Annotated in this window: 19 protein-coding genes and 1 other RNA gene; 9 read left to right on the top strand and 11 right to left on the bottom strand. The window is 60.2% G+C overall.

What is annotated here, in order from left to right; all coding sequences use genetic code 11:
* Window positions 1-4: 4 nt before the first annotated feature.
* The gene (gene ppa / locus B9Z33_RS08235) at window positions 5-535 is read right to left on the bottom strand and encodes an inorganic diphosphatase (RefSeq protein ID WP_108286534.1); all 531 of its coding nucleotides are present in this window, start codon (window positions 533-535) and stop codon (window positions 5-7) included.
* Window positions 536-687: 152 nt separating this feature from the next.
* Between ppa and B9Z33_RS08230 the strand changes: the two genes are divergently transcribed.
* The 4 genes from B9Z33_RS08230 (at window position 688) to glp (ending at window position 5,316) form a co-directional block, all read left to right on the top strand.
* Window positions 688-2,121, top strand: a complete 1,434-nt coding sequence (locus B9Z33_RS08230; protein ID WP_108287058.1) for an aldehyde dehydrogenase family protein — start codon at window positions 688-690, stop codon at window positions 2,119-2,121.
* A gap of 87 nt (window positions 2,122-2,208) precedes the next feature.
* Window positions 2,209-3,351: a GTP 3',8-cyclase MoaA gene (moaA, locus tag B9Z33_RS08225; RefSeq protein ID WP_108286533.1), complete on the top strand. Its 1,143-nt coding sequence runs from the start codon at window positions 2,209-2,211 to the stop codon at window positions 3,349-3,351.
* A gap of 5 nt (window positions 3,352-3,356) precedes the next feature.
* Window positions 3,357-3,980 (top strand): molybdenum cofactor guanylyltransferase MobA, encoded by a 624-nt coding sequence (gene mobA / locus B9Z33_RS08220; protein WP_108286532.1) that lies wholly within the window; start codon window positions 3,357-3,359, stop codon window positions 3,978-3,980.
* A gap of 46 nt (window positions 3,981-4,026) precedes the next feature.
* On the top strand, window positions 4,027-5,316 hold the full coding sequence (gene glp / locus B9Z33_RS08215) for a gephyrin-like molybdotransferase Glp (protein WP_108286531.1): 1,290 nt from the start codon (window positions 4,027-4,029) through the stop codon (window positions 5,314-5,316).
* A gap of 166 nt (window positions 5,317-5,482) precedes the next feature.
* Here glp and B9Z33_RS08210 read toward each other — a convergent pair whose 3' ends face one another.
* The 4 genes from B9Z33_RS08210 to B9Z33_RS08195 form a co-directional block, all read right to left on the bottom strand.
* On the bottom strand, window positions 5,483-8,575 hold the full coding sequence (locus tag B9Z33_RS08210) for an efflux RND transporter permease subunit (RefSeq protein ID WP_108286530.1): 3,093 nt from the start codon (window positions 8,573-8,575) through the stop codon (window positions 5,483-5,485).
* Window positions 8,562-9,887 carry an efflux RND transporter periplasmic adaptor subunit gene (locus tag B9Z33_RS08205; protein ID WP_108286529.1) on the bottom strand — a complete coding sequence of 442 codons (1,326 nt, stop codon included), beginning with the start codon at window positions 9,885-9,887 and terminating at the stop codon, window positions 8,562-8,564. The genes B9Z33_RS08210 and B9Z33_RS08205 overlap by 14 nt, the downstream gene beginning before the upstream one ends.
* Window positions 9,888-10,040: 153 nt before the next feature.
* Window positions 10,041-10,487 (bottom strand): ribonuclease HI, encoded by a 447-nt coding sequence (rnhA, locus tag B9Z33_RS08200; protein ID WP_108286528.1) that lies wholly within the window; start codon window positions 10,485-10,487, stop codon window positions 10,041-10,043.
* Window positions 10,474-11,304 carry a class I SAM-dependent methyltransferase gene (locus B9Z33_RS08195; RefSeq protein WP_108286527.1) on the bottom strand — a complete coding sequence of 277 codons (831 nt, stop codon included), beginning with the start codon at window positions 11,302-11,304 and terminating at the stop codon, window positions 10,474-10,476. Before B9Z33_RS08195 ends, rnhA begins: the two co-directional genes overlap by 14 nt.
* Between B9Z33_RS08195 and gloB the strand changes: the two genes are divergently transcribed.
* Together gloB and B9Z33_RS08185 are read left to right on the top strand one after the other, a co-directional pair.
* Window positions 11,303-12,073 carry a hydroxyacylglutathione hydrolase gene (gene gloB, locus B9Z33_RS08190; protein WP_108286526.1) on the top strand — a complete coding sequence of 257 codons (771 nt, stop codon included), beginning with the start codon at window positions 11,303-11,305 and terminating at the stop codon, window positions 12,071-12,073. The two genes, B9Z33_RS08195 and gloB, sit on opposite strands and share 2 nt — an antisense overlap.
* Before the next feature lie 86 nt (window positions 12,074-12,159).
* The gene (locus tag B9Z33_RS08185; RefSeq protein ID WP_108286525.1) at window positions 12,160-13,644 is read left to right on the top strand and encodes a transglycosylase SLT domain-containing protein; all 1,485 of its coding nucleotides are present in this window, start codon (window positions 12,160-12,162) and stop codon (window positions 13,642-13,644) included.
* A gap of 25 nt (window positions 13,645-13,669) precedes the next feature.
* On the opposite strand, the gene B9Z33_RS08180 is transcribed toward B9Z33_RS08185, so the two are convergent.
* From B9Z33_RS08180 to dnaX, 4 genes are all read right to left on the bottom strand, one after another.
* Window positions 13,670-14,710: an ABC transporter substrate-binding protein gene (locus tag B9Z33_RS08180; RefSeq protein ID WP_233252771.1), complete on the bottom strand. Its 1,041-nt coding sequence runs from the start codon at window positions 14,708-14,710 to the stop codon at window positions 13,670-13,672.
* A gap of 163 nt (window positions 14,711-14,873) precedes the next feature.
* A complete protein-coding gene (gene recR, locus B9Z33_RS08175) occupies window positions 14,874-15,464 on the bottom strand; it encodes a recombination mediator RecR (protein WP_108286523.1) in 591 nt (196 codons plus the stop codon).
* 18 nt (window positions 15,465-15,482) lie between these two features.
* Window positions 15,483-15,809 carry a YbaB/EbfC family nucleoid-associated protein gene (locus tag B9Z33_RS08170; RefSeq protein WP_108286522.1) on the bottom strand — a complete coding sequence of 109 codons (327 nt, stop codon included), beginning with the start codon at window positions 15,807-15,809 and terminating at the stop codon, window positions 15,483-15,485.
* Between the two features lie 39 nt (window positions 15,810-15,848).
* Window positions 15,849-17,831: a DNA polymerase III subunit gamma/tau gene (gene dnaX / locus B9Z33_RS08165; RefSeq protein WP_108286521.1), complete on the bottom strand. Its 1,983-nt coding sequence runs from the start codon at window positions 17,829-17,831 to the stop codon at window positions 15,849-15,851.
* Window positions 17,832-17,983: 152 nt separating this feature from the next.
* Here dnaX and ffs point away from each other — a divergent pair.
* Window positions 17,984-18,080, top strand: an RNA gene (gene ffs / locus B9Z33_RS08160) — signal recognition particle sRNA small type.
* Between the two features lie 311 nt (window positions 18,081-18,391).
* Here ffs and B9Z33_RS08155 read toward each other — a convergent pair.
* Both B9Z33_RS08155 and B9Z33_RS08150 read right to left on the bottom strand, forming a co-directional pair.
* Window positions 18,392-18,685, bottom strand: a complete 294-nt coding sequence (locus tag B9Z33_RS08155) for a hypothetical protein (protein ID WP_108287057.1) — start codon at window positions 18,683-18,685, stop codon at window positions 18,392-18,394.
* A gap of 83 nt (window positions 18,686-18,768) precedes the next feature.
* Window positions 18,769-20,085 (bottom strand): TIGR03862 family flavoprotein, encoded by a 1,317-nt coding sequence (locus tag B9Z33_RS08150; protein ID WP_108286520.1) that lies wholly within the window; start codon window positions 20,083-20,085, stop codon window positions 18,769-18,771.
* Between the two features lie 104 nt (window positions 20,086-20,189).
* Between B9Z33_RS08150 and trxA the strand changes: the two genes are divergently transcribed.
* Together trxA and rho are read left to right on the top strand one after the other, a co-directional pair.
* Window positions 20,190-20,522, top strand: coding sequence for a thioredoxin TrxA (gene trxA / locus B9Z33_RS08145; protein ID WP_019429342.1), 333 nt, complete (start codon window positions 20,190-20,192; stop codon window positions 20,520-20,522).
* A gap of 243 nt (window positions 20,523-20,765) precedes the next feature.
* Complete coding sequence (gene rho / locus B9Z33_RS08140; protein WP_100117604.1) at window positions 20,766-22,028, top strand: transcription termination factor Rho; 1,263 nt, start codon at window positions 20,766-20,768, stop codon at window positions 22,026-22,028.

The following is a 22,028-nucleotide window of genomic DNA, read 5'->3' as shown; positions in this document are numbered from 1 at the left end:
GCGATCAGGCTTTTTTGTAGTTGGCGATGCCGTCCAGCAGTTCTTTCGCGGCCGACTCGACGCCTTCCCAGCCCTTGACCTTGACCCACTTGCCTTTTTCGAGGTCTTTGTAGTGCTCAAAGAAGTGGGCGATTTGCTTGAGCTGCAGCTCATGCACATCGGCCAGGGTCTTGATGTTGGCGTAGATGGGCAGGATTTTTTCGGTAGGAACGGCCAAAATTTTGCCGTCCATGCCGCCTTCGTCTTCCATCAGCAAGATGCCGATGGCGCGGCAAGACACCACCACGCCTGGGGGCAGTGGGAAGGGGGTCATCACCAACACGTCGACCGGGTCACCGTCACCGGCGATGGTCTGGGGCACGTAGCCGTAGTTGGTGGGGTAGTGCATGGCGGTGCCCATGAAGCGGTCCACAAACAAAGCGCCGGACTCTTTGTCCACTTCGTACTTCACAGGATCGGAGTTCATCGGGATTTCGATGATCACGTTGAACGCTTCGGGAACTTTGCTGCCGGGGGTGACTTTGTTCAGGGACATGGTGTCTCGTTGGAAAAGTTGAAAGAAATGTCAATCGCTAGGGATTAACCCCGATTTTACTTTCACCGGGCTTGCGACCTGCCCGCAAGGCCATCTGTGCCGGGTGTCCCAATCGTGATTTGCAAAACCCGTCTGTGCAGCACAATGTGCAGATGCAACTGAATTTCATCGCCAACCAATCTGTGCCCGCCCTGGCCGGGCAAACCATTGATGTGCTCGACCCGTCTGACGGGCAGGTGTTTGAGCAGATCCCGCGCAGCCAGGCGGCGGACATCGATGCCGCCGTGCAAGCCGCCCGTGCGGCCTTCAACGGCCCTTGGGGCAAGCTGACCGCCGTGGAGCGCGGCCGCTTGCTCATGAAGCTGTCGCAAAAAGTGAGCGAGCACGCCGCAGAGTTGGCCGCACTGGAGCAGCGCGACTGCGGCAAGCCCACCAAACAGGCAGCCGCCGACTCGGTGGCTTTGGCACGTTACTTTGAGTTTTATGCCGGTGCCTGCGACAAGCTGCACGGCGAGACCCTGCCCTACCAAAACGGCTACAGCGTGCTGACCTGGCGCGAGCCGCACGGTGTGACGGGCCATGTGATTCCCTGGAACTACCCGATGCAGATTTTTGGGCGCAGCGTGGGCGGCGCTTTGGCCGCAGGCAACGCCTGTGTGGTCAAACCGGCCGAAGACGCTTGCCTAAGCCTGATCCGCGTGGCCCAACTGGCGGCCGAGGTGGGCTTTCCGCCGGGGGCCATCAACATCGTCACCGGTTACGGCCACGAAGTGGGCGACGCGCTGGCACGCCACCCGGGCATTGACCACATCAGCTTCACTGGCAGCCCCCGCGTGGGCACTTTGATTCAGCAGGTGGCTGCCGAACGGCATTGCCCCGTGACGCTGGAGCTGGGCGGCAAAAGCCCGCAAATCATTTTTGAAGACGCTGACCTGGACGCGGCCATTCCAGTGGTGGTCAACGCCATCGTGCAAAACTCCGGCCAGACCTGCAGCGCGGGCTCGCGCGTGCTGATCCAGCAAGGAATTTACGAGCCACTTTTGAAACGCCTGGGCGAAGCCTTCAGCCGCCTGCAGGTGGGCTCGGCCGCGATGAACCTGGACTTGGGTCCTTTGATCCGCGCCAGCCAGTTGGAACGCGTCACCGGATTTTTGGACCAGGCCAAGGCGGACGGCATCGCCGCCGTGGCGCAGGGTCAAATTGCCGCAGGCGTGCCTGCTGGCGGCTTTTACCAGGCCCCCACTCTGCTGCGCGATGTGCCGGTGATGCACCGCCTGGCGCAAGAAGAAGTGTTTGGCCCGGTGCTGTCGGCCATGTCCTTCACCGACGAAGACCACGCTGTGGCCTTGGCCAATGCCACCGAATTTGGTTTGGTGGCCGGTATCTGGACGCGTGATGGCGGCCGACAGTTCCGCATGGCCAAACGCGTGCGCAGCGGCCAGGTTTTCATCAACAACTACGGCGCGGGCGGTGGCGTGGAGTTGCCTTTTGGGGGTGTCAAGTCGTCAGGCTATGGGCGCGAAAAAGGCTTCGAGGCATTGCTGGGCTTCACCACCCTCAAAACGGTGGCCATCCAACACGGCTGAAGCCGTCAAAGCGCCAAGGTCTCAACAGCGCTGCAGGCTTGCCCCTGTCGCCTGCAGGGCGTGACGGCTCGGGCACAATCGACACCCATGTCTGAACGCGTCATTCCGCTGGTTGACCAGCGCCACCCCTGCTTGCCTTTGCCCCCCTTGTCGGCGGGGCATGACCTGAGCGCTTTGCCGCTGGACGGGTTGCGCCGCCCACTCACCGATCTGCGCATCAGCGTGACAGACCGCTGCAACTTCAGGTGCAGCTATTGCATGCCCAAGGAAGTCTTTGACAAAGACTACGCCTACTTGCCGCACAGCCACCTGCTGAGTTTTGAAGAAATCACCCGCATCGCCAGTGTGTTTGTAGGCCGGGGCGTGCGCAAAATCCGCCTGACGGGTGGCGAGCCGCTGCTGCGCAAGAACATCGAAATCTTGATTGAACAATTGGCCGCCCTGCGCACGCCCGACGGCCAGCCGCTGGACCTGACGCTGACCACCAACGGATCATTGCTGGCGCGCAAGGCGCAGAGCCTGAAAGATGCGGGCCTGCAACGCGTGACGGTGAGCCTGGACGGGCTTGACGACACCGTGTTCCGCCAGATGAACGATGTGGATTTTCCGGTTGCCGATGTGCTGGAAGGCATTGCCGCTGCACAAGCGGCGGGCTTGGGGCCGATCAAGGTCAACATGGTCGTCAAGCGCGGCACCAACGACCACGAAATTTTGCCCATGGCCCGACATTTCCGGGGCACGGGCATTGTGCTGCGCTTCATTGAATACATGGACGTGGGCGCGACGAATGGTTGGTGCATGGACGAGGTACTGCCCAGCGCCGAGGTGGTGCGTCTGCTGCAAACCGAGCTGCCGCTGGTGCAACTTGACCCATCGGCCCCCGGCGAAACCGCCGAGCGCTGGGGTTATGCCAACGCCGAAGGCGAGCACGACCCAAGTTTGGGCGAGATCGGCGTGATCAGCAGCGTGACGCAGGCCTTTTGCGGCGACTGCAACCGCGCCCGTTTGTCGACCGAAGGCCGCCTGTATTTGTGCCTGTTTGCCAGCCAGGGCTACGACCTGCGCCAGCTGCTGCGCGACCCTGCCCGCACTGACAACGAGTTGACCGCTACGGTAGACGCCATCTGGCGCGGACGGACCGACCAATATTCGGTGCTGCGCAGCCTGCGCGGCCCCGACACCGCCAGCGGCCCCGGCCGCCGGGTGGAAATGAGCTACATCGGAGGCTGAACGCCATGAACCACACAGCACCGGCCATCACGGGCCTGATTTTGGCGGGCGGGCGCGGCTCACGCATGGGCGGCATCGACAAGGGCCTGCAAAACTTTCGCGGCATGCCGCTGGCGCTGCAAACCCTGATGCGCCTGCAACTGCAAAGCTTGCCGCTGCAAGAAATTTTGATCAATGCCAACCGCAACCTGGCTGCCTACGAGTCGTTGGGCGTGCCGGTCTGGCCCGACAGCATCGATGGCTATGCGGGGCCTTTGGCGGGCTTCCTCACGGGCCTGGAGCGCTGCGAAACCCCGCTGTTGCTGACCGTGCCCTGCGACACGCCGCTATTTCCGCTCGATCTGCTTGAACGCCTGTACAAAGCCATGGATGAGCAAAACGCCGACATGGCGATGGCGGCTGCACCCGAGGCCGATGGCGCGGTGCGCCCACAGCCGGTGTTTTGCCTGCTCAAGACCGAGCTGCTGGAGAGCCTGGTCAAGTTCACCCAAAGCGGTGGCCGCAAGATCGACGCCTGGACAGGCCAGCACCGGTGCGCCATCGTGCCGTTTGACCAAAGCGGCGACAGCGCCCACGCCTTTGCCAACGCCAACACGCTGGCCGAACTGCAAGAACTCGAATCCCTTTGAACCGTGCCGCACAGCACTGCCGTGCCCCATCGCCATTGTTATTGCCATGACCACCCCTGCCCTGTCCATTGATCAGATCGCCGAGCGCCTGCAAGGCTACGACCCACAGGCCTTGTCGGCCAGCCAGGTCAACGCGTTTTTGGCCCAACTGGTGCAGCCGGTACGCGAACAAGAAACCGTGCCGCTGATGCAGGCCCATGGCCGTATCTTGGCGCAAGACGTGGTCTCGCACATCAGCGTGCCGCCGCACGACAACTCGGCCATGGACGGCTACGCCCTGCGTGGCGCTGAATTGCAAGCCGGACAAGCCAGCCGCTTCAAGGTCGTGGGTACCGCCTTGGCCGGAGCGGCTTGGCAAGGCCGCGTGGGGGCAGGTGAATGCGTGCGCATCATGACCGGTGCCATCATGCCCGCCGGGCTGGACACCGTGGCCCCGCAAGAGCTGGTGCAAACCGAGGGCGACACGGTGCAAATTCCGCCTGGCCTGCTGCAACCGGGCGACAACCGCCGACTGCTGGGCGAAGACCTGATGGCAGGCCAAGCTGCTTTGTCTGCCGGGGCGCGATTGACGCCCGCCGCCTGTGGGCTGCTGGCCAGTCTGGGGCTGCCCACCGCCACCGTTTGGCGCAGGCCCAGGGTGGCTTATTTTTCAACCGGCGACGAAATCCTGAGCCTGGGCGAAGCCCCTCGCGAAGGCGCGGTGTACGACAGTAACCGCTACACCGTGGCGGGCCTGATGCAGGCGCTGGGCTGCGAGTTGATCGACATGGGCGTGGTGCGCGACGAGCCTGCCGCGCTGGAACAGGCTTTCAGAGATGCCGCCGCGCAGGCCGATGCGGTCATCACCAGCGGTGGCGTGAGCGTGGGCGAGGCCGACCACACCAAGGCCATGATGAAAAAGCTGGGCGACGTGGCCTTCTGGCGCATCGCCATGCGCCCCGGCCGCCCGATGGCGGTGGGCCGCATCACGCAGGGAGAGCGCTCGGCTGTGCTGTTTGGCTTACCCGGCAACCCGGTGGCCGTCATGGTGACTTTTGCCGCTTTTGTGCGCCCCGCTTTGCAGCAGCTGATGGGCTGGCAAGCGCCAGCGCTGCCGATGCTCAAAGCCAAAAGCACCGAGGCACTGCGCAAAAAACCCGGTCGCACCGAATACCAGCGTGGCATCGTCAGCACCAACGCCGCGGGCGAGCTGGTGGTCAGCACCACCGGCAACCAGGGTTCGGGCGTGCTCAGCTCCATGGTGCAGGCCAACGGCCTGATTGTGTTGGGCCATGCCCAAGGCAACCTGGACGTGGGCGACGAAGTCGATGTGATGATGTTCGACGGGCACCTCTGATCAAGCCCCTGCTCGCGAATGTGCGCTGAGCCACTTCAGGCATTCGGCTGCAGGGGCAGCCTTCCACAAGGACAAGCCAGCACTCGACCTCCGGGAAAGCCTCTTGCAGGCACAAATCCAAAGGGCTGCAAATGCAGCCCTTTTGACATGAAAACCCGAGAAAAATTCAATGCTCGGCCGAGCTTCCTGCCGCCAAGGGCTCGTTGTGGGCAATGGCTTTGTTCGGGCCTGGCACGCTGTTGCGAGCCAACAAGGAATACATGGTCGGCACCACAAAAATCGTGAGCAATGTGCCCAAAGACATGCCGCCCACGATGACCCAACCGATCTGTGTGCGGCTTTCTGCGCCAGCGCCAGTGGCCAAAGCCAGCGGCACAGAGCCCAGAACCATGGCTCCGGTGGTCATCAAGATGGGGCGCAACCGCTGACCACTGGCTTTGACCAAAGCATCAAACGTCTCCACACCCTGCTCGCGCAACTGGTTGGTGAACTCCACAATCAAAATACCATGCTTGGTGATCAAGCCCACCAAGGTAATCAAACCGATCTGGGAATACACGTTGAGAGAGCCACCAGACCATTTGAGTGCCAGCAAAGCCCCGATCATGGACAAGGGCACTGACAACATGATGATGAACGGGTCAATGAAGCTCTCGAACTGCGCAGCCAACACCAAAAAGATGAAGAACAGCGCCAGCACAAACACGATCACCAAAGCACCTTGCGAATTGCGGAATTCACGCGATGTGCCGTTGAGCTCGGTGGTGTAGCCGGGTTTGAGCACTTTGGCTGCGGTGGCATCCAGAAACTTGAGGGCCTCCCCCAGTGAATAGTCTGGCGACAAGTTGGCGGTAATGGACACCGAACGGCGCTGCCCGAAGTGGTTGAGCTCGCGTGGCGAGACACTTTCCCGGACCTTGACCACAGCAGACAAGGGGATCATCGCCTCGTTGCGCCCACGCACATAGATGTTGTCGATGTCATCGGGTGTATCGCGTCGGCTCGCCTGGGTTTGCACAATCACGTCGTACTGCTCGGCATCTTTCTTGTAACGCGTGACCACCCGTCCACCCAACATGGTTTCCAGTGCCTTGGCCACAACTTCGATGCTCAGACCCAACTCTGCAGTTTTGGCGCGGTCGATTTCTATGCGCAATTCGGGTTTGTTCAAACGCAAATCCACATCCGGTGAGACGATGCCCGGGTTTTTGGCGATCTCGTCCAACATCTCGCGCGTAACGGCATTGAGGTTCTGATAGCTGTCAGAGGTCTGAATCACAAAGTTGATGGGACGCTCACGAAAGCCTTGTCCCAGCGAAGGTGGGGTGATCGGAAAGGCGGTGACGCCCGGCAAACCCGCAAACTTGGGTGCCAGTTCACGTGCGATTTCAAGTGTCGTGCGTTTGCGCTTTTCCCAGTCGACCGCTCGGTAAATGACCGAACCCTGGGCCACCGTCGGGTTACCAATGTTGGCAAAGATGCGATCGAACTCGGGGTAGGCCTCACCCATGCGCTCCAGCGTTTTGGCATAGCGGTCGGTGTACGCGAGCGTAGAGCCGTCGGGTGCTGTGACCGTGGCCAGCAAAGTGCCCCTGTCCTCCATGGGGGCCAACTCCTGTTTCATCGTCGGGTAAACCAAGGCAATCGCCACGCCACTGCCCAGCATGATCATCAACACCGCCCAACGCGCCTTGAGCAAGACCCAACGCAGCAGGCGTTCATAGGCATCCGACAAGGCGGTGAGCCAACGCTCCATGCTGCGATCAAACCAACCGGGATTGGGGTTGTGTTTGAGCAATTTGGAACTCATCATGGGCGACAAAGTCAAGGCCACAAAACCCGACACGATGACCGAGCCCGCCAACGCCAAAGCAAACTCGGTGAACAGCTTGCCCGTCCGCCCGGGCGTGAATGCCAAAGGCGCGAACACCGCGGCCAGCGTCATGGTCATGGCGACCACAGCAAAACCGATCTCACGTGCGCCTTTGATGGCAGCAGAAAACGGATCGAGCCCCTCTTCAATGTGCCGATAAATGTTTTCCAGCACCACAATCGCATCGTCCACCACCAAGCCAATGGCCAGCACCAACGCCAACAGCGTCAAAGTGTTGATGGTGAAACCTGCCAACGCCATCATGGCAAAGGTGCCGATCAAGCTGACAGGGATGGTGATGATGGGAATGATGGAGGCACGGAACGTCCGCAAAAACACAAAAATCACCAGCGCAACAAGAACAACCGCTTCCACAATGGTTTGAAACACGCTCTTGATGGACCGGTCAATGAACACCGAGTTGTCGTTGGCAACCGTGATGGTGATGCCGGGTGGCAAGTCGGCCTCCAGCCGAGGCATCATCTCGCGGACCCCTTTGGACAATTCCAGCGGATTGGCTGTGGCCTGGCGAATCACGCCCGCAGAAATCGCGTATTGCCCACCCAAACGGACCGTGCTGCGTTCATCTGCAGCACCTTCTTCGACTCTGGCGACATCGCGGATCTTGACCGGAAAACCGTTCACGGTACGGATCACGATCTCTGAAAACTGCACTGCACGGGTCAGGTCCGTCTGTGAGGTCACGGTGAACTCACGCGTGGTGGATTCGATCCGACCAGCAGGCAATTCCAGGTTGCTGCGGCGAATGGCATCTTCCACATCTTGCGGTGTCAACTTGAAAGACGCCAGACGCTCTGGCTCCAGCCAGACGCGCATGGCATATTTTCGTTCGCCGTAAATGCGCACATCGGCCACGCCAGTGACGGTCTGCAAGCGCGGCTTAACGACGCGATTGATCATGTCGTTGATCTGCAGTGGTGTGAGTGTGTCGCTCGAAAATGCGAGCCAGATCACAGGAAAGGCGTCGGCCTCGACCTTGGCGATGACCGGCTCTTCAATGGCCTGAGGCAAACGGTTTCGCACGCGTGAAGTGCGATCCCGCACTTCGGCAGCAGCAGTGTCGGCGTCTTTTTCGAGGCGAAAACGCACAGTGATCTGCGACTGCTCGGCACGACTGATCGAGGTGATCACGTCCACGGCGTCAATGCCTGCAATCGAATCTTCCAGGGGTTTGGAAACCTGGGATTCGATCACTTCGGCCGATGCACCGGGGTATTTCACACTCACCGTGACGGTGGGCTCATCGATTTTGGGGTACTCACGCACCGACAAGCGGTTGAAGCTCACCGCGCCAATCAGCAAGATCAGCAGCGACATGACGACGGCCAGAACAGGCCGTCGGATGGAGGTTTCAGCGAGTTGCATCAGCACCTCGCAGGCAAGGATTGGGGCCTGTCAGTGGCTTGGCAACAGGTTTAACCGCAGGGACAGCAGAAGCCGGCGCTGCAGGCGCACCGCTGGGTGCAGAGCCAGACGCCGGTGCAGCAGAAGCCGCAGCAGCAGGGGCACTGGCTGGTCCCACATTGGCGCTGTTGGGGCCGGGTTTGCCGGAAGCCGGGCGAGACATGTCCACGACGCGAACGGTTGTCCCGTCCTTTTGCAGTCGTTGATGTCCTGCAGTGACCACGGAATCGCCCTCAGACAAACCTTCCAGAATTTCCACTTTGCCAGGCTGACGCAAGCCGACCTTGACCACAACGCGTTGGGTTACCAGCGTGTCCGGCGTGTCGCCGGGCACGATCTTGACCACAAAAGTCCGACCACCCTGAGGCACGATGGCCTCTTCAGGCACCACCAAAGCCTTGTCACGGGTGCCAAACACCGCGTTCACACGGGCAAACATACCGGGGCGCAATTGCTGCTGGCGGTTGTCTATGCAACCGCGCACTCCCACGGAACGGCCATTGGCATCGATCAAGGGATCGACTGCTTGGACCACGGCAGTGAAGGGGCGACCCGGCAACGCATCGACCGTCAACTGCGCTTTTTGTCCCGCGCGGATCTTGGCCTGAAAACGCTCGGGCAAGCGGAAGTCCACCAAGACCGCATCCATGTCCTCAATGTTGACCATGTCGATGCCGTCTTTGAGGTAATCACCCACGTTGATCTGACGAAGGCCGGTGATGCCGTCAAAAGGTGCCAGCACCTTCAGGCGCTGCAACGTGGCGTCGGCCAAAGCCAGCTTGGCGCGTGCAACCTCCAGGGCAGCACCGCTTTCATCGAGCGAACGTTTGCTGATGAAGTTTTGCATCACCAGTTCCTGGTTGCGCTTGTGGTTGGCCTCGGCGATCGACAACTCGGCCTTGGCCTGGGACACCTGAGCCGCCTGAAGCTGGTCTTCAAACTGCACCATCACCTGGCCTTTGCGCACACGCTGGCCATCGTTGAAAAAAATCTGTTTGACGCGTCCCCCCACTTCGGGACGCATCATGACGCCTTGGCGCGAGCGCAAGCTGCCCACGGCTTGGGTTTCATCCACCAAGGTCATGGTTTCGACCTTGGCCACCTCCACGCTGGGGGCCTTGGCTGGGCCTGATGCAGCGCCTGTGCCGGCAGAGACGGCTGGCTTAGAGGGGTCACCCGGTGCAGCGGGTTTGTTTTGAATCCACCACGCCGCACCCGATGCGGCGCAAATACCCACCAACGCCATCACGGCGTATTTCTTCTTGTAAGCCATTCAGAGATCTCTTTAAGGTTGAATTCACCAAGACTGCCAAAATGTAACAGCGCCACCTGATTTGCCCAATGGGACAAACCGCAGTCATGCCAGCATTGGCCCCAAACAGCATGCCCGGCACCGCACGACAATGCTGCCCGAATACATGGGTTATCAACGCCCCAAGGCTTTGTCCACGCCTTGATTGGCCAGTGCATCGGCCCGCTCGTTGCCCGGATCGCCGTTGTGGCCCTTGACCCAGCGCCAATCGATCTGGTGTCCCGAAGTGGACACTACGGTGTCCAATTTTTGCCACAAATCGGCATTTTTGACGGGCTGCTTGGCCGCCGTGCGCCATCCCCGGGCTTTCCAGCCGTGAATCCATTCGGTGATGCCCTTGCGCACGTATTCGCTGTCCAGGTAAAGCGTGACCTGACAAGGCCGCTTGAGGGCCATGAGGCCTTCGATCACGGCGGTCATCTCCATCCGGTTGTTGGTGGTGTTCAGCTCACCGCCAAACAGCTCTTGTACATGCTGGCCTGACTGCAGGCGAACGCCCCAGCCGCCGGGACCCGGGTTGCCTTTGCAGGCACCATCGGTGTGGATTTCAACGTGGTTCAACAATGTCTTTCGGTGCCGCTTGGCGGCCAATGAAGGTGTCTGACCGGGCAATGGGCGCGGTCGCTGCAGCGGGCGATCGTACCGTGCGCCAGCGCCGACCGTTGATCAGGCGCCCGCCAGGCACTCTTTTTGTGGCCATCAACAGGTAAACCCCACCCAAAATAGGCCACCAACGCTCGCCCACCGCATTCATCCAGTCAAGCCTCTGCATCCACCGCTCACTGCCCAAGGCGGGGGTCCATCCACCGAAGCGGCTGACCTGGACCTCAAAACCCAACAAACGCAACCAGTCACGCAAGCGCCGATAAGCAATCAGGGACGCTTGCAATTGATCATGAGAACTCGGCACCCCTTGGCCGCGCGATTGCCGCAAACCCCACCAACTCCAGGGGTTGAGCCCCGTGATCAAGACCTGCCCCTCCGGAATCAGCACCCGCTCGACCTCCCGCAAACAGGCGTGCGGGTCGGCGGAGCGCTCCAGGGTATGGGGCAAAACCACCAGGTCCAGACTGTCAGCAGGCCACGGCCAGGCCCGACTGTCCAGACAAACATCGGGCCAGCTGTTTTGACAGGGGTCAGCGGCAGGGCAAGCGGCCTCAAATTCGGCTTGGGCCATCCAGCGGTGGGGCATCCGGTTGCTGCGCAAAGCCTGCAAATCGGGCCACCCCAATTGCACCGCGTGGTAGCCAAAGACATCGGCCAGCAACGCATCGGCTTGCTGCTGCTCCCAAGAAAGCAAGCGTGACGCCACCGGCTGCCCCAAATCGGTCAACCAAGCCCCACATGAATGCTTGCTTTCTATAATCTGACTTTCCATGAAACTCATTGCACTGCCTGCCTTCTCCGACAACTACATCTGGTTGTTGCACGATGACCACCACGCCTTGGTGGTTGACCCCGGGGCCAGTGCGCCGGTATTGGCCTGGTTGCAGCAGCACCCGGGCTTACAGCTGGACACGATTCTAGTCACGCACCACCATGCCGACCACACAGGTGGCGTGGCCGACCTGGTGGCCCAAACTGGCGCGCGCGTTTGGGGTCCGGCCATGGAGACCTTGCCCACGCCAGCCACAGGCGTCCAACAAGGTGACCAAATTCAGTGGCACGGCTTGTCTCTGGATGTGCACGATGTGCCTGGCCACACCGCAGGCCATGTGGCGTTTTGGGGTCACCCCGATGGACAGGCCCCGCTTCTGTTTTGTGGAGACACCCTGTTTTCAGGCGGCTGCGGCCGACTGTTCGAGGGGACACCGGCCCAAATGCTCGATTCGCTGGACCGATTGGCCTCTTTGCCCGACGCCACCCGTGTGTGCTGCGCCCACGAATACACTTTGTCGAACCTGAAATTTGCCCTGGCGGTCGACCCGGACAACCGCGAATTACAGACACATGCGCAGGCCTGCACGGTTTTGCGACAAAACAAGCACCCCACCCTGCCCGTTGCGCTATCTACCGAGCGGGCGATCAACCCTTTTTTGCGCAGCCGCAGCAGCGCTGTGTCCAAGGCGGTCAGGCAGCACGATGCCCGTGCCGTGGACGACATCACGACCTTTGCCGCACTTCGCACATGGAAAAACGAATTCTGATGAACACACTGACCCAGGATAGCGCGATGGACGCGACGCCCCTCTACAGCGCTGGAAGAACCTGGACCGCCGCTGTTTGTGTAGGCATGGCCTTGCTGTTGGGCGGCTGCGCCACCAGCCCCACGTCAACACCCAGCGCGCCCACGAACGCGCAGGCCTCTTTGCCCGCTGCCGGCACAGCAGGCCCCAAAACACCGGCTTCGGAGCCTGCCGCATCGACCACCGAAGAACGAACCGTCTTGCTCAAACCCCACAGCAACATGGGGCTCACACCGCCCACCGATGTGTGGGAGCGGATTCGACGTGGTTTTGCCATGCCCGACCTGGACAATGACTTTGTGCGCAACCGGGAGCAGTGGTACGCCAGCCGTCCCGACTACATGCTGCGCATGACCGAACGCTCACGGCCTTACCTTTTTCATGTGGTGGAGGAACTGGAGCGCCGCAACATGCCGACCGAGTTGGCTTTGCTGCCCTTCATCGAATCGGCCTTCAACCCCCAAGCCGTGTCCAGCGCCAAAGCGGCAGGCATGTGGCAGTTCATGCCCGCCACCGGCAAGTTTTTCGACCTGAAACAGAACCTGTTTCGCGACGACCGTCGGGATGTGCTCGAATCCACGCGCGCTGCGCTGGATTACCTGCAAAAACTCTACGGCATGTTCGGTGATTGGCACCTGGCATTGGCCGCCTACAACTGGGGTGAAGGCAGCGTAGGCCGCGCCTTGGCACGCAACAAAGCCCAAGGCAAGCCGCTGACTTACAGCGACTTGAACATGCCCAACGAAACCCGCTACTACGTGCCCAAGCTGCAAGCGGTCAAAAACATCGTGGCGCAGCCCGAGGCGTTCCGAACACAGCTGCCCCTGATCCAGAACCACCCTTATTTCAAAAGCGTGCCGATTGAGCGGGACATCGACGTGGCCGTGGCCGCCAAACTGGCGACCGTCAGCCTGGAAGATTTCAAGGCGCTCAACCCGTCCATGAGCCGCCCGGTGATCCTGGCAGCGGGCACGCCGCAAATTCTGTTGCCTTGGGACAATGCCACGATTTTTGAGCGCAACTTGCAAGCCCATGCCAACCGCCCTTTGGCCACCTGGACCGCCTGGCAAGCCCCCCGAACCATGAAACCCGAAGACGTGGCCCAGCAGCTGGACATGCCTGTTGACCAACTGCGCGCCATCAACGGCATCCCCCCTCGAATGATGATCACGGCAGGCTCCACTTTGCTGGTTCACCGCAAAGGTCGCCTGGACAACGATGTCACAGAACATTTGGCAGACAACGGGCAACTGGGGCTCGCCCCCGAGGTGGTGCTCAGAAGAATTTCGGTCCAGGCCCGCAAAAACGATTCCTTGGCCAGTCTGGCGGCAAGACATGGCGTCACCGAAGCCAACATGGTCACCTGGAACAAGCTCAAAGCCGGTGCGCGCTTGACAGCCGGTCAGACTTTGACCATTTTGGTGCCGTCCCAAGGATCGCGCCGTGTCGCCCGGTCTGCGCCAAGCAACCACGCAACGGCAGCGAAAGCAGCACCTTCACAGCACAAAAAAGCCCCCAAGCCCAAACGCTGATCCGCGCCTGAGACAGTCAACCCACTCAAGCAGCGAAACGGGTTTTCGATTTCGCTGCAAAGGTGTTCGTGTAGGTCCGCTCCAATGGCAGACGGGCACTGCTCAATGCGTTGGGCAAACGGGCATGGGCACGCCAAGCATTCAGCACGGCATCCCCCGAGATCAGGCCATCCAGCGCATACGATTCGCGCAACTTCTCGAAGGCCCCGAGGTAAATGGCCCTGTCACCCAACCAATGGTGCGCGGGCACTGTTTTTAAAATGTCGGTCAAACCCGCCGTTTGCAGCCACTTGAGGGCGTGCACGATGGCATCGGTCAAAGCCTGTGCCACGTCCGACTGCCGCTGCAAAAAATCAGTCTTTGCCAGCAAACAAGCACCTGGCACCTGCCCGCCCATCAGCTTGCGGGTCGACATCAGCGTGCGGGCCTCCCCCATCACCCGGATTTCATTTTTCTGCTCCAGCCAGTACATGACGGGATCGGGGTTGCACAAGGCATCGATCACCCCATTGCGCAAAGCATCTACCACCGCTGTGGATGAGCCGACCTCGACAAAAACCACGTCTTCGGGCAACAGCCCATGCTGCAAAAGCCATTGGCAGGCCATCCAATGGGTGCTGGAGTCCAGCGACGTGATGCCCAAGCGCGCCCCCTTGAGCCCCATCACCGAACGCAGCTCAAGCCGCGACGCCACGCCCAAGCTGACCTGTGGTGTTCGCCCCATCTGCACAAAGGCCTGGTAATTCAAGCCTTTGTGTTGCAAGCCAAACAAATGCTCAAACGCGCCAGCGACCACATCGGCCTGCCCCTGCAAAACACTGCCCAAGGCTTTGGCCCCTGACTCGTGGGCCAACCACTCGACCGAGATGCCTGCTTGCCGAAAATACCCCAGGTGCTCCGCCAAAGTCAGCGGCAGCTGGTAAAGGCTTTGCCTGGCCGCCAAGGCGATGGTGACGCGGGCCGAGCCACGCAAAGGGTCCACCGCAGCCAACGACACCGGCGGCTTGGCCACAGCGGCCATTGCCGCCAGCAAAAGGGAACGTCGCCGCCAAATGACGTGGGACACAAGCTGGCTCCAGTGCACATCGGAAATTCGATGCCATCAGCATAGGCACCCGCAGAACTTGGCGCATCGGGAATCATCCCGAGCGGGTTTTCACGTAATGGATTGCCGGTAGTTGACAGGACGGGACCATGCGGAGGCGAGGGACCGCAAGCCCAGCGCAGCTTCAGCGTCGGTCGACCAAGGCGTGGGCGATGGTGCCCAAATCCACATATTCCAGCTCGCTGCCTGCCGGCACGCCCCGAGCCAAACGGGTGACCTTGAGGCCTTGCTGGCGAATCATTTCCGAAATCACATGGGCGGTGGCCTCGCCTTCGGCCGTGAAGTTGGTCGCCAGAATCACTTCGGTCAATACACCATCGGCCACACGTTTCTTGAGCTTGGCCAGCCCGATGTCGTGCGGACCAATGCCGTCCAACGGGCTGAGTTTGCCCATGAGCACAAAATACAAGCCCCGGTAAGTGCCTGTGCGTTCGATAGCCGACTGATCGGCCGGGGTTTCGATCACGCACAGCAGTGTGCGGTCGCGCGTCAAATCCAGACAGGTGTCACACAACTCCGCTTCGGTGAAGGTGTGGCAACACTCGCAATGCTGAATATGTTCCACCGCATTTTGCAAAGCTGCTGCCAGCTGCCGGGCCGTGGCTCGGTCGTTTTGCAGCAACTGAAACGCCATGCGTTGGGCCGACTTGATGCCCACCCCTGGCAAGCCCTTGAGAGCCTGAACCAAAGCGGCGAGTGCGTGTGTGTCGGCCATGGGGAATAGGTCAGTCGATCAGAAAGGCAACTTCATGCCAGGCGGCAGACCGGCGGTCAGTTTGCCCATTTTTTGTTGCGAAACTTCTTCGGCTTGGCGGACCGCATCGTTGAATGCCGCGGCCACCAGATCTTCGAGCATGTCTTTGTCATCGGCCACCAGCAAGCTGGGGTCGATGGTGACGCGTCGCACGCTGTGCTTGCAGGTCATCAACACCTTGACCATGCCGGAGCCGGATTGGCCTTCGACCTCGACAAAAGCCAGTTCGTCCTGGGCTTTTTTGAGGTTGTCCTGCATGGCCTGGGCTTGTTTCATCAAGCCAGCGAGTTGTCCTTTGTTGAACATGGGGGTTCCTTTGAATGGGGATGAAATAGAAGCTAAAAATCAAATGAGCTGGATGCTGCCGGGCACGATTCTGGCGCCAAAGTCGCGCACCATGGCCCGCACCAGCGGGTCGTTTTGAATCAAGTCCTGCGCGGCCTCCATTTTGGCGGCAGCCAGGACAGCCAGACGCTTGGCGGGGCTGTCGTTGACCGATCCAATCTCGATTTGCAATTTCACGGCACCCTGGCCCGCGGCCAACAAGGCGGCTTGCAGACGCTCACGGCTGGCGGGGTGGTTGAGGGTTTCCCGCTCCACGCGCAATTGCCATTGCTCGCCATCGCGGGCCACCAATTGGGACTGCAAAGCCAACTCTCGCACCAAGGCGGTGATCGCCTCTTGCGCCATCAAGCCTTGCACCACCTCCAGCCAGACATCGCCTTCGGGCGTTGTTTGCAAAGGTGTGCTGCTCGGTGGCTTCAGCACATCGACCCGCGCTGATGGCTCGGAAGCCTCGCGCACGGGCAAAGAGCGCAGTGCGGGTGTCTGCGATTCTGGGGGCAGTGTTTGAGATGCCGGGGCCAATGTCACCAAAGCTTGCTGTTCTTGATCGGCATAGTCGGTCGTATCGGGCCAATCCTCCCAAGGCGGCGGCTCAGACGGCATGGGTACCTGCACGGCTGCAGCAGGTGCAGCAGCAGGTGCAGCAGGAACAGCAGGCGCTGATTCGCGAACAGGCACAGCAACCATTGGCTTTGGCGCCTCAGGGGGGGCCACGGTGGCTGCAGCAGGCTGCGCGGGTGCGGGATGGCGTTGAGGCAGCGGGTCTGCAGGTGGCGTCGCTGCAGCAGGCGGCGCTTGGGTGTCGGCTGCAACCGTGAGGCCAGCGGCTTGAGTCAGTGGCTCAGGGCTGATTCGCGGGCTTTTTTTTTCAGCCAACCCCGCTTGAGGCTTGAAGGCCAGCAGGCGCAGCAACACCATGGTCAGGGCCGCGTATTCATCCGGGGCCAGACCCAACTCAGTGCGCCCATGCAGGCACAAGCTGTAAAGCAACTGGGTTTCTTCGGCAGGCATGGCCTGGGCCAGCGCGGCCAGGCCTTGGGTGTCCGGGTCTTCGCCGTCTTGGGCCATGCTGGGCACCATCTGCATCACGGCCATGCGCTGCAGCAGCATCGCCATGTCTTCCAAGGTGGCCGCGGCCGACACGCCTTGCAGACGCAGGGCGTTGACTTGGTTCACCACGGCGGCACCGTCGCCCTCGGTCAAAGCTCGGATCATGTGCAGCACATGGCTGCGGTCCACACTGCCCAGCATCTGACGCACACCGGCCTCTTGCACCAAGCCATTGCCAAAGGCAATCGCCTGGTCGGTCAAGCTCAGGGCATCGCGCATCGAGCCGCGTGCAGCGCGGGCCAGCAAACGCAAGGCCAAGGGTTCGGCACTCAGCTGCTCGGCGGCCAGCACCTGGGTCAGGTGTTCAAACACCGTCTCGGGGGCCATGGGCCGCAGGTTGAACTGCAGGCAACGCGAGAGCACCGTGACGGGCACTTTTTGCGGGTCGGTCGTGGCCAGCACGAACTTCAAATACTCAGGGGGTTCTTCCAGGGTCTTCAACATCGCGTTGAACGCGGTGTTGGTCAGCATGTGCACCTCGTCGATCATGAAGACCTTGAAGCGCCCCTGCACCGGTTTGTAAACCGCCTGCTCCAGCAGACTTTGCACCTCGTCCACGCCCCGGTTCGATGCGGCGTCCAACTCGGTGTAGTCCACAAAGCGACCGGCATCGATGTCGCGGCAAGCCTGGCAAACGCCGCACGGTTCGGCGGTGATGCCGCCTTGCCCGTCAGCGCCCTGGCAATTGAGCGACTTGGCCAAAATCCTGGAAACGGTGGTTTTGCCCACCCCCCGGGTGCCCGTGAACAAATAAGCATGGTGCAGTCGCTGCTGCACCAGGGCATTGGTCAGGGCCTGAACCACGTGCTCCTGCCCCACCATCTCGGTGAAATTGCGGGGGCGGTATTTGCGCGCGAGGACAAGGTAAGACATGGGCCTGATTCTATCGGGCTGAAGAGCACTGTTTGCGGCTTGTTTGGGCCAGTCGCATCGAATCAATCCAACTCGCTGCTTGACCTTGGAAGAAACAGGAAAAAACAGCGCATGGCCGAAAAGCGCCATCAAGCTCGCCTACAATTCACCTTGACGGGCCTTCCCGCATGGTGAAGCGGCCAACCGGGTCAGGTGGGGAACCAAGCAGCCCTAACTGTGGAGTCAGTGCCGGGGTCAAGGCTCGTCAACTTATTCATCTGTTTCAATGACTGACAACCCACGCAGTCATGAAATATCGCCAACTCAGGCGATCGCTTGGGTAACCCAAGCACCCCGCCTGCACAGTCCCATCGTATTGAAAGTGGATCTGCCCTGATTCAGACCGCAGGTCCGGAACGTCATGGGATCACGGCATCGGCCCCATGAGTAGGCACTGGATCAATGTTTATTTTGCCCATTCAAGCATCTGAACGGCTTACTAATTGATTCATTAGCAAACACACGGTCTGAATGAAGGCCATCCAGACCGTGGCAAGACTGGCTTACCCGCCCTGCGCCCCTCAGGCCATGCGACGGCGCAGCGAAGGGAAAGGCAAAGGTTTGACTTTGGTGGAGCTCACCAACTGAGGTGCCGTTGGCGCTGCACGCAGCAACTCAGACACCAGCGCATCGGCGTTTTTGTGCGCCCCAGCACGATTGGTCTCGAAGGCCAGCCGTGTTTGAGCGGTCATCTGGGCCACAAAATTTTGCGGGTAGTCACGCACGTTGAAACCACGCAAAGCCATCACTTTCATGAAGGCGTTGGCCGCCTCTTCAACGGCGCGCTGGTATTCCTGGGAAGCTTCTGGAGTCATGTCGACCTCGTTATGGATGAAGTTATTCACATGACAACAACGCAGCACAGGGCCCATAGGAATACACCATTTGTATAAAAATGTTACAAATTTGTCAAAATACCTTGGCCAGCACGCCAGCCACTGGCCAAACAAGCGGTCAACAGATACCCGCCCGTCGGGGCCTCCCAGTCCAGCATCTCACCCGCACAATAGACGCCGGGGCGCTTGGTCAGCATCAAATCAGGGCTTAAACCCTCCAAAGCGACGCCACCAGCCGTGCTGATCGCCTCGTCCACGGGTCTGGGGCTTTTGAGCGGCACAGACAAGTGCTTCAAACTGGCCGCCAAGGCGTCTGGATTGGCCAGGGTTTCGGGCGAGCAAAGTTCGTGCAGAAGCCCCATCTTGACGCCATCCACACCCAAACGGCTTTTCAAATGGCTGGACAAACTCCGACTGCCGCGTGGCCAACGCACTTCTGAGCGCACCTGTTCAATTGATTTGTCAGGCAACAAATCCAGCGTCAAACAGGCCGACCCGTGGGCCAAATCATCTCGCAACCAGGCCGACGCGGCATAAATCAGGCTGCCTTCCACTCCCGTATCGGTGATGACAAACTCGCCTTTGCGGTCAAACCGCGCTTCGCCAGCGGACTCCGCTTGGACGCCGGCAACGGCACCGAGCTTCAGCGCAACCGATTTGAGCGGATGCCCCGCATAACGGCTGCGAAAGTGCTCGGTCCACCCTTGCCCCTCTCGCCCCAAAACGTCGAATCCGCAATTGGCAGGTTTGAGCGGCGCAATGCTCACCCCCTGATCGGCCAACAAAGAGGCCCATGCACCATCAGAACCCAGACGGGGCCAACTGGCCCCGCCCAAAGCCAACAAGGTGAACCGCGCACGAACGCGGACCGCTGCATCTTGACCACTGCGATGAAAAACCAGATGCTCCCCTGCCCAGCCTTGCCAGCGGTGACGCATGTGAAACTGCACCGGCACGCCGGAGGCGGGGTGCCGCAAACGGTGCAGCCAGGCCCTGAGCAAGGGGGCTGCTTTCATTTCTTGGGGGAAAACGCGCCCCGATGTGCCGACGAAAGTATCAACTCCCAAACCCTTAGCCCAATCTCGAACGGTTTGAGCATCCATCTGATCAAGCCATTGAGCCACTTGGGTTTGCCGTTCGCCATAACGAGACCGGAACACATCGGGTGCCTCGGCATGTGTGAGATTCAAGCCACCCTTGCCTGCCAACAAAAATTTACGCCCCACAGAAGGCATGGCATCGAACAGATGAACGGCAACACCCGCCTGCGACAGCACCTCTGCAGCCATCAGCCCAGCGGGTCCGCCACCCACAATGGCCACCTCGACATCGAGGCCAGAAGAATCGGAAAGAACTGAAGTTGGTGCGGTGAAAGTCATGAATTTATAGTGCGGCAGCGCAGACGCGACAGGCGAGAGCGGTGGGATTCTGTCAAAATAGTCGCAACTTTAGCTGCATCTTCAATGTTCACAAGGAAAAGGCCATGGCCAGCGATCTGATCAAACACATTACCGACGCCACCTTCGAAGCCGACGTGCTCCAGTCGAGCCAACCGGTGGTGGTCGACTTCTGGGCCGAATGGTGCGGTCCTTGCAAAATGATTGCGCCCATCCTGGATGAAGTGGCTGGCACTTACGAAGGCAAGTTGCAGATCACCAAAATGAACGTGGACGACAACCGCGACATCCCCGCCAAGTTCGGCATCCGTGGCATCCCTACCCTGATGATCTTCAAGGATGGACAACTGGCTGCGACCAAAGTGGGCGCCATGAGCAAGTCACAACTGACGGCTTTCATCGACCAGCAATTGGCTTGATGTCGGCTTTGGCCTGAGCTGCTCAGGCCACTCCACCAGAACCGGGCAGCGATGACCCGGTTTTTTGTTTTCTGGCCCATTTCAAAACCTGTCATAATTTCCGCAAGGCAGCCCGAACAGGGACCAGCGCCTTGACTGCCGGAAGCACCAGCCCCCAACCCCGGGCGGCAACCGGTTCTGAACATTTCCACCCGCTTATCTGAAAACGGTCCCCGACGGACCGATTCGCCACAGGCCAAATCCATGCATTTGAATGAACTCAAGGCACTTCATGTGTCCGAACTCCTGAAGCAAGCCGATGCGCTCGAAATCGAGAACACAGGCCGCATGCGCAAACAGGAGCTGATGTTTGCCATCATCAAAAAGCGCGCCAAAGCGGGCGAACAGGTCTTTGCCGACGGTGTGTTGGAAATCCTGCCCGACGGCTTCGGCTTTTTGCGCAGCCCAGATTCCAGCTACACGGCCAGCACCGACGACATCTACATCAGCCCCAGCCAGGTGCGCCGCTTCAACCTGCACACCGGCGACATGATCGAAGGCGAAGTGCGCATCCCCAAAGACGGCGAGCGCTACTTTGCACTGACCAAACTCGACAAGGTCAACGACGACCTGCCCGAAAACAACAAACACAAGGTCATGTTCGAGAACTTGACGCCGCTGTTCCCCAAAGAGCAGATGCGTCTGGAGCGTGACATCAAGGGCGAGGAAAACATCACCGCCCGTGTGATCGACATCATTGCCCCGCTCGGTCGTGGCCAGCGCGCCCTGATCGTGGCGCAGCCCAAGTCGGGCAAGACCGTGATGATGCAGCAGATCGCGCACGCCATCACCGCCAACTACCCCGATGTGCACCTGATGGTGCTGCTGGTCGACGAGCGCCCGGAAGAAGTGACCGAAATGCAGCGCAGCGTGCGCGGCGAAGTGATCTCGTCCACTTTTGACGAACCCGCTTCGCGTCACGTGCACGTGGCCGAGATGGTGATCGAGCGCGCCAAGCGCCTGGTCGAGTTGAAAAAAGACGTGGTGATTTTGCTGGACTCGATCACCCGACTGGCCCGCGCCTACAACAACGTGGTGCCTTCGTCGGGCAAAGTGTTGTCAGGCGGTGTGGATGCCAATGCTCTGCAGCGCCCCAAGCGCTTCTTTGGTGCGGCCCGCAATGTGGAAGAAGGCGGCAGCTTGACCATCATCGCCACAGCCCTGGTCGACACCGGCAGCCGCATGGACGAAGTGATCTTTGAAGAATTCAAGGGCACCGGCAACTGCGAAATTCACCTGGAGCGCCGCTTGTACGAAAAGCGCGTGTTCCCGGCCATCAACCTCAACCGCAGCGGCACACGCCGCGAAGAGTTGCTGCTTCAGCCCGAAGTGCTGCAAAAAACCCGCATCCTGCGTCAATTCATGTACAACATGGACGAAATCGAAGCCATGGAGATGGTCTTGAAGAGCATGAAAGCCACCAAGAACAACTCCGAGTTCTTCGACATGATGCGACGCGGCGGCTGA

Source organism: Limnohabitans sp. T6-20 (genome assembly GCF_003063505.1).
In the GTDB taxonomy this organism is placed as follows: domain Bacteria; phylum Pseudomonadota; class Gammaproteobacteria; order Burkholderiales; family Burkholderiaceae_C; genus Limnohabitans_A.
This window is presented reverse-complemented; position numbering and strand designations above follow the sequence as displayed.

Bases quoted from the DNA above. Each gene is read 5' to 3' on its own strand.
- B9Z33_RS08195 (WP_108286527.1), bottom strand. From the start codon at position 11,304: ATGGAAAGTCAGATTATAGAAAGCAAGCATTCATGTGGGGCTTGGTTG.
- B9Z33_RS08150 (WP_108286520.1), bottom strand. From the start codon at position 20,085: ATGACTTTCACCGCACCAACTTCAGTTCTTTCCGATTCTTCTGGCCTC.
- trxA (WP_019429342.1), top strand. From the start codon at position 20,190: ATGGCCAGCGATCTGATCAAACACATTACCGACGCCACCTTCGAAGCC.
- B9Z33_RS08205 (WP_108286529.1), bottom strand. From the start codon at position 9,887: ATGGCTTACAAGAAGAAATACGCCGTGATGGCGTTGGTGGGTATTTGC.
- mobA (WP_108286532.1), top strand. From the start codon at position 3,357: ATGAACCACACAGCACCGGCCATCACGGGCCTGATTTTGGCGGGCGGG.
- glp (WP_108286531.1), top strand. From the start codon at position 4,027: ATGACCACCCCTGCCCTGTCCATTGATCAGATCGCCGAGCGCCTGCAA.
- moaA (WP_108286533.1), top strand. From the start codon at position 2,209: ATGTCTGAACGCGTCATTCCGCTGGTTGACCAGCGCCACCCCTGCTTG.
- B9Z33_RS08230 (WP_108287058.1), top strand. From the start codon at position 688: ATGCAACTGAATTTCATCGCCAACCAATCTGTGCCCGCCCTGGCCGGG.
- recR (WP_108286523.1), bottom strand. From the start codon at position 15,464: ATGGCCGACACACACGCACTCGCCGCTTTGGTTCAGGCTCTCAAGGGC.
- B9Z33_RS08185 (WP_108286525.1), top strand. From the start codon at position 12,160: ATGGCCTTGCTGTTGGGCGGCTGCGCCACCAGCCCCACGTCAACACCC.
- gloB (WP_108286526.1), top strand. From the start codon at position 11,303: ATGAAACTCATTGCACTGCCTGCCTTCTCCGACAACTACATCTGGTTG.
- ppa (WP_108286534.1), bottom strand. From the start codon at position 535: ATGTCCCTGAACAAAGTCACCCCCGGCAGCAAAGTTCCCGAAGCGTTC.
- B9Z33_RS08210 (WP_108286530.1), bottom strand. From the start codon at position 8,575: ATGCAACTCGCTGAAACCTCCATCCGACGGCCTGTTCTGGCCGTCGTC.
- dnaX (WP_108286521.1), bottom strand. From the start codon at position 17,831: ATGTCTTACCTTGTCCTCGCGCGCAAATACCGCCCCCGCAATTTCACC.
- B9Z33_RS08170 (WP_108286522.1), bottom strand. From the start codon at position 15,809: ATGTTCAACAAAGGACAACTCGCTGGCTTGATGAAACAAGCCCAGGCC.
- B9Z33_RS08155 (WP_108287057.1), bottom strand. From the start codon at position 18,685: ATGACTCCAGAAGCTTCCCAGGAATACCAGCGCGCCGTTGAAGAGGCG.
- rho (WP_100117604.1), top strand. From the start codon at position 20,766: ATGCATTTGAATGAACTCAAGGCACTTCATGTGTCCGAACTCCTGAAG.